The 5,911-nt window shown below is 75.6% G+C and carries 7 protein-coding genes; 6 read left to right on the top strand and 1 reads right to left on the bottom strand.

Annotation, left to right across the window (positions count from 1 at the left end; genetic code table 11):
• A partial coding sequence (locus ACFQE5_RS19185; RefSeq protein WP_379586916.1) for an ABC transporter ATP-binding protein occupies nt 1-383 on the top strand: 383 nt, incomplete at its 5' end.
• On the opposite strand, the gene ACFQE5_RS19180 is transcribed toward ACFQE5_RS19185, so the two are convergent.
• On the bottom strand, nt 365-1,621 hold the full coding sequence (locus tag ACFQE5_RS19180; protein WP_379586915.1) for an MFS transporter: 1,257 nt from the start codon (nt 1,619-1,621) through the stop codon (nt 365-367). The genes ACFQE5_RS19185 and ACFQE5_RS19180 overlap by 19 nt on opposite strands.
• Before the next feature lie 136 nt (nt 1,622-1,757).
• Between ACFQE5_RS19180 and amiA the strand changes: the two genes are divergently transcribed.
• The 5 genes from amiA to ACFQE5_RS19155 all read left to right on the top strand — a co-directional run.
• Nucleotides 1,758-1,868 (top strand): streptamidine family RiPP, encoded by a 111-nt coding sequence (gene amiA, locus ACFQE5_RS19175; RefSeq protein WP_379586914.1) that lies wholly within the window; start codon nt 1,758-1,760, stop codon nt 1,866-1,868.
• A 73-nt stretch (nt 1,869-1,941) separates the two neighbouring features.
• Complete coding sequence (locus ACFQE5_RS19170) at nt 1,942-2,736, top strand: hypothetical protein (protein ID WP_379586912.1); 795 nt, start codon at nt 1,942-1,944, stop codon at nt 2,734-2,736.
• Nucleotides 2,733-4,175 (top strand): CocE/NonD family hydrolase, encoded by a 1,443-nt coding sequence (locus tag ACFQE5_RS19165; protein WP_379586910.1) that lies wholly within the window; start codon nt 2,733-2,735, stop codon nt 4,173-4,175. Before ACFQE5_RS19170 ends, ACFQE5_RS19165 begins: the two co-directional genes overlap by 4 nt.
• A complete protein-coding gene (locus ACFQE5_RS19160; protein ID WP_379586908.1) occupies nt 4,172-5,554 on the top strand; it encodes a YcaO-like family protein in 1,383 nt (460 codons plus the stop codon). Before ACFQE5_RS19165 ends, ACFQE5_RS19160 begins: the two co-directional genes overlap by 4 nt.
• Nucleotides 5,551-5,911: hypothetical protein (locus ACFQE5_RS19155; RefSeq protein ID WP_379586907.1), on the top strand; the 361-nt coding region annotated here is incomplete at its 3' end. The genes ACFQE5_RS19160 and ACFQE5_RS19155, both read left to right, overlap by 4 nt.

The following is a 5,911-nucleotide window of genomic DNA, read 5'->3' as shown; positions in this document are numbered from 1 at the left end:
ACACGCCGGTGGACCGGCTGTCGGGGGGCGAGCGGCAACGCGTCCGGCTCGCCCTCGCGCTGGCTCAGGACGCCCCGGTGCTGCTGCTGGACGAGCCGACCACCTACCTGGATGTGCGCCATCAGCTGGAGGTGCTCGACCTGGTGCGGCAGTTGCGCGATGAGCGTGGCCTCACGGTGGTCAGCGTGCTGCACGACCTGGCGCACGCGGCCCGCTGCGCGGACCGGGTGGTCGCGCTGCGGGCCGGTCGGGTGCATCGCGACGGTGCCGCAGCGGCGGTCGTGGACGAGGACCTGCTGCAGGAGGTGTTCGGAGTGTCCGGTCGGGTGTGGCCGGACCCGGTGACCGGGCGGCCGGTGTGTAGTTACGACACCCCGGTCTGATCGCGGGCGCGGGCGGCGCCGCGCAGCGTGGGGGTCAGCCAGGCCAGCGCGACGCCGACCGCCAGCGCCAGCCCACCCGCGACGAGACCGCCGCGCGGACCGGGGCCGGCCACGGCGACGGCGCCGGCCAGTGCCGCCCCGCTCGGCGCGCCGATACCCCAGGACAGCATGCGCGCGGTGGTGTTCACCCGGGCCTGTCGGTCGAGCGGGCAGACCTGTTGCCGATAGGTGATCGCATTGAGCACGACGGTCGAGTGCGCCACGCCCCAGGCGATGGCGGCGGGCAGCGCCACGCCCCAGTGCCCCGAGGCGATCACCAGGGTGCAGCACAGCAGCGCGGTCGGCAGCGCGCCGAGCGCCAGCCGGGCGCCGCCGAGGCGTTCCGACAGCACCGGCACGAGCCGGGAGGCGGCGATGCCTCCGACGCCGAAACAGGTGAACAGGAGCGCGAGCCGGGCGTCCCCGGTGGGCCTGATGCCCAGCACCTGATCGGCCCATGGCACCAGCATCGCCACCCACGCCCCACCGGCGACCGCGTTGGTCGTGCCGACCAGGGTCAGGGTGCGCACGATCCGGTTGTGCCAGATGAACCGCAGTCCCTCGGCGACGTCGGCGACGAGGCGCCGGTCGCGCCGCCCGACCGGTGCGGGGGACAGCCGCCCGGTGATGCTGCGCACGAGCAGGGCCGAGGCCAGCGCCGTCGCGGCGTTGATCCCGATGAGCGGCGCCGGCGCGGCGACGACGACGAGCAGCCCGGCCAGCGGTGGGACGACGAGTTCGACCACGGTCGTCGCCCCGTACAGCGTGGCGTAGGCGCTGGTCAGGCTCCCCTTACCGACGAGCGTGGGCAGCGCGCCGAAGTTCGCGGCATCGAAGAAGACGAACGCGGCCTGTGTCACGACCGCCACCGCGACGACCTGGACCGGGCCGAGCCCGCCCAGTCCCCAGGCGACGGGGATGCTCGCGAGCGCGGCGCAGGCGACCAGATCCGCGCCGATCATCAGCGCGCGGCGGTCCGCCGCATCGGCCACCGCTCCGGCGAGCAGCCCGAGCATCAGGTAGGGCAGCGCTTCGGCCGCCGCCACCGCGGCGGTCCAGGCGGCGGATCCGGTCAGCTGGTAGGCGAGCAGCGGCATCGCCACCAGGGCGACCAGGCTCCCGGCCACCGACACGATCCGGGCCAGCAGATAACGCCGGAAGTCCCGGTTCCCGGACCGATCAGCTGTGCGGGGGTACACCCGGCATACTTTAATGACAATCGTTGTCAAGTAAACCTACGCGATCGAGGTAACGAAGACGTAATAGTTGAAAATCAAGTTCATCTATGGCTGACTGATCCGCGGCCAAACTCGCCGACCCGGAAGGAGGTGACACATGGAGGAGGTCTTCGTCCTCATCGAGGCGGAGCGGGCGCTGCCGCACAACTCGGCCAGCCACAGCAACGCACTCGTCGAGAACCCGTTCGAGACGGACGACAGCGAGTGAGCACAGGCCGGGGCCGCCGTGGCGCGACGACGGCGGCCCCGGCCGGCCACCAGGGCGAAACGAGGAGGACCCGATGACCGCGCCGCGCCGGCTGCGACCCGGGGTCGCGCTGTTCGATGTGCCCGGACAGGGCAGCGCCATTCGTGGGGCCGATGGCGAGCTGCGCCGGGTCGCGCTGCCCGCGGACCGGATCGCCGGCCTGCACCGGTGGTGGGCGGGCCGGGGTGGCGCGCCGCCCGCCGAACTCGAGGCGTTCGCCGCGGCGGGCCACCTCGGCGAGCGGCTGCCCTGGCCCCTGGACCGTCGGCGGGTCCTGGTGCTCGGCGGCGCGCAGGCACTCATTCAGGCGCTCGGAGCGGCGGGCGCGGACCCGTACCCGCTCGACGTGCCCATCGACCCGGTGAAAATCGCGGCGCTCGAGCCCGCCGCGGTGTGCGCGGTGCACGACGGTCCCGCTCCGGCGTGGTGGAGCACCCTCGACCCGATCCTCGACGACGGCATCGCCTGGCTGCGGGCCGGCGTCGAGGGCCGTCACCTGATCATCGAGCCGATCGCCGAGGACCCGGGCGACGTCTCGCACGCCGACGTGCGCGCCCGCCGCCTCGCCGCGGCCGGCTCCGCGCACCCCCATCTCGCCGCCTACTGGGCGGCGGCCGCTCCCGAGCCGCTCGACGAGGCCGAGTGGACCCTGGTCGCCGCGCTGCTCGCCGCGGAGCTGCGCGCCTGGGCGCTCGGTGCGTCGCCGGCGGTGACCGGGGTCCTCGTCCCGTCGGTCTGGCCGGCGCGGCGCAGGCTGCGGGTGGTCGACCTGGACACGGCGGCCATCGCCGACCACCCCGTCCTCCCCGTGCCGGTCAGCGCGCCGTGACCCGCGACGAGCAGCTGCGGCTCGCCGACGGCTGCCGGATCGCGCTCACCGCGGTCCGGCCGTGCGGCCCCGGTCCGTGGCCGACGGTGCTGATCCGCACTCCGTACGGCCGGACGAACCTGCTCGGGGAGGCCCGCGGATGGGCCGCGAGCGGGTTCGCCTGCGTGGTCGCCGACGTGCGGGGCCGATTCGGCTCCACCGGCGAGTTCCGCCCGTACGTCCATGAGGCCGATGACGGCGCGGCCGTGCTCGAGCACGTCCTGCACCGCCCGTTCTGCGACGGCCGGGTGCTTCTGGCCGGTGCCTCCTACGGCGCGTTCTGCGCGGTCGCGACCGCTCTGCGCCGACCGCGCGCGGCGTCCGGGGTCCTCGTCGCCGTGCCCGCGCTCGGGCCCGGCGAGACGGCTCGCGAACCTGGCGGGGCCGCGCGGCTGGAGTGCCGGGTGGGCTGGTGGCACGAGCACGGCGGGCGACGTGTCCCCGGCTCGCCCGTGCGCCCGGGCCTCGGTGGGCTGCGCAGGCTCCCGGTGCGCGGCCTGCTGCGCGACGTACCCGGGTGGAACGCCCTGTGGGACGCCCCGCGTCGCGATCCGGATCTGTGGGCCGGGCTGGCCGGGCTGCGGTTGCCGCTGCTCGCGGTCGGCGGCACCGCCGACCCGTTCGCCGGTGACCTGCTCGACCTTGCCCTCGGCTGGGGCGGTCCGGCGCGGCTGCTGATCGGTCCGTGGGGACATTCGCTGGACGCGCCGCGGCCGGGAGCGGCGCTGGCCGGGCGGCGGATCGGTGCCGTCTACGCCCGGTGGGCCGCGGCGATGTGGTCCGGCGAGGTGACGCCCCGGACCCGGAGGCTGGTCGCCGCGCACGAGTCGGGCGGCTGGGGAGAGCTCGCCACGGCCCCTCGACCGGTGCCGCTGGACGTGCTCCGGGCCCGCTTCACCGCGGATCCCGACGACCCCTTCCCGTCCCGGCCGCTCGGCTCGGACCTCGGCGCACCGCCACCGCACTGCGCGGTGCTGCGGACGCCGCCGCTGCCCGCCATGACGCTGCGTGGACCACTGACCGTCGCGCTGTCCGCGCGCACCGAGGCCGGCGACGCCGACTGGGTCGTCCGGGTCTCGACCCGGATCGGGAACGGACGCCGGGAGCTGACCCGCGCCGTGCTGCGCCGCGGCGCGAGCCCCGGTGATGCCGCCTTCGCGCTGACCACCCCGCCCGTCGGAGCCGTGCTCGCCGCGGGAACCCAGCTGCTGGTGGAGGTCGCGGGACACCACTGGCCCGCGCACGCCCGCAACCCGCACACCGGCGAGGACGCCGCCGACGCGACGGTCCTGACCGCGGACCGGCGCGCCGTCCACAGCGGCGTGCTGCACCTGCCCTGCGCCGATCCCGCCATCCCGGCGCTGCCCGCCGCCTCGATCCCGGAGGAGATCGCCTCATGACGGCTCTCAGTCCGACGCCCGGTCCGGTGCTGCCGGTCGAGGCGCTCATCGACCCGATGGTGGGGATCGTCCGCAGGCTGGTCGACGTGGCACCCGTGCCCGGCGTCCCGCCCGCCTACACCGCGATCACCGCGGAGGTCGCCGATGCGCGCAGGCTCGGCACCTGGCCCGCGGACCGGGTCAGCCTCGGCACCACGTTCGGCGACCGCGACGGGGCTCGCGCCGCCGCACTCGGCGAGGCCGTCGAACGCTACTGCGGCAACCGGGTGCCGCCGGGGCTGCGGGTCGCGACGGCGGCCCGGCTGCGCGCCGAGGGGAGGCGCCTGTTCGGGCCCGAGGACCTGCCGTTCTTCGCCGGATGGCAGCACACCGAGGACTTCCCCTACCAGCCGTTCACCGACGAGACGCCCATCGCCTGGGTGCATGCTTCGGAGGACGGGGGCGACGGCTGCTGGCTGCCGGCCTCGTGGGTGTACCTGAACTACCACAGCGGAGCGCGCAGATCCGAGCCGCGACTGCATCACCTCAACTACGCCGGGATCGCGACCGGCACCGACGCGGACGACGCGTTCCGCCGGGCGCTCCTGGAGCTCGTCGAGCGGGATGCGCTGGAACTGTGGTGGCACCTGGGTGGCCCGAGCGTCGGTATCGCGGTGGACTCCGTGCCGGGGCTCGCGACCGTGCTGGCCGGCTCCCGGCTGCGGGTGCACCTGGTCGAGCTGCCCACCGAGCATCCGGTGAGCTGTGTGGCCGCGGTCGTCGTGGATCCGGAGACGGGAGTGGTCGGCGGGGGCGGTGCGGCACGGTTCGACCCGGCGGAGGCGGCCCGCAAGGCCGTGCTGGAGGCGGTGCACACCTGGGTGTTCACCCAGGGCCTGCTCGATCCCGACGGCTGGGTGTTCGCCGCGATCGACGCCGGGGTTCTCGCCCGTGGCCTCTACCTGCAACACCGTGGCGACCGCCGGTACCGCGATGACGCCGGGCCCGGGTATGCCCGGGTGCGTGACCTCGGCGCACAGGTGCAGGTCTGGCTGGATCCGCGGGTCCAGGAGGCGCTCCTGCCGCGGTTCACCGCCCCGGCACGGGTCCGGACGCTGCCGGTGGCCCCGGCCGGTGACCTGCCCGCGCTGCGCGCGTCACTGGCCGCGGCGGGCTGCCGGATCGCGCATGTCGATCTCACCACCCCAGATGTCGCGGCGACCGCCCTACGCGTGGTTCGGGTATGTGCGACGGGACTGGTCCCGAATGCGCCGGCGGCGTTCCGCTACCTGGGGCTGCCGCGTTGGCGGGAGGCCGCGGCCGCACGCGGGTGGGCCGCGGGAGCCGATCCGGCGGTGGGCCCGGACGGGCTGGAGCCGGCACCGCCGCCGTTCCTGTGACGGGCCGGGACGGCGCCGCAGCGATCCGGGAGGCGCTGCGGGCGGCCTGGTCGGGCGTCGAGCCCGGTCCGACGGTGCCTGCACTGCGGCCACCGCCCGCGCTCGAGTCGGGCCCCGGGGCCCGAGCACTCCCGCGGTGGCCGGACCGGGGGCTGGGTGGGGTGCTCGACCTCGCCCTGGCCGGCGATCCGGGGCGGATGGTCGGCGGGGTGCGGTTGCGTCGGGTGCCGTCGGCCGGCGGGCGGTACCCGGTGGACGCCTGGGTGGATGGAGCTGCGTACGACCCGCTCGCGCACGCCTGCGCACGGGTCGGGGCCGGACCGGTGCGACTGCTCCTCGCGTTGCGTCCGGAACGGA

Origin of the sequence: Pseudonocardia hispaniensis, from assembly GCF_042658695.1 — a bacterium.
Taxonomy (GTDB): Bacteria; Actinomycetota; Actinomycetes; order Mycobacteriales; family Pseudonocardiaceae; genus Pseudonocardia; species Pseudonocardia hispaniensis.
Note: the sequence above shows the minus strand (reverse complement) of the source record. Positions and strands in the feature narration are given on the sequence as shown.

Coding starts and splice junctions, on each gene's coding strand:
- ACFQE5_RS19170 (WP_379586912.1), top strand. CDS start 1,942: ATGACCGCGCCGCGCCGGCTGCGACCCGGGGTCGCGCTGTTCGATGTG.
- ACFQE5_RS19160 (WP_379586908.1), top strand. CDS start 4,172: ATGACGGCTCTCAGTCCGACGCCCGGTCCGGTGCTGCCGGTCGAGGCG.
- amiA (WP_379586914.1), top strand. CDS start 1,758: ATGGAGGAGGTCTTCGTCCTCATCGAGGCGGAGCGGGCGCTGCCGCAC.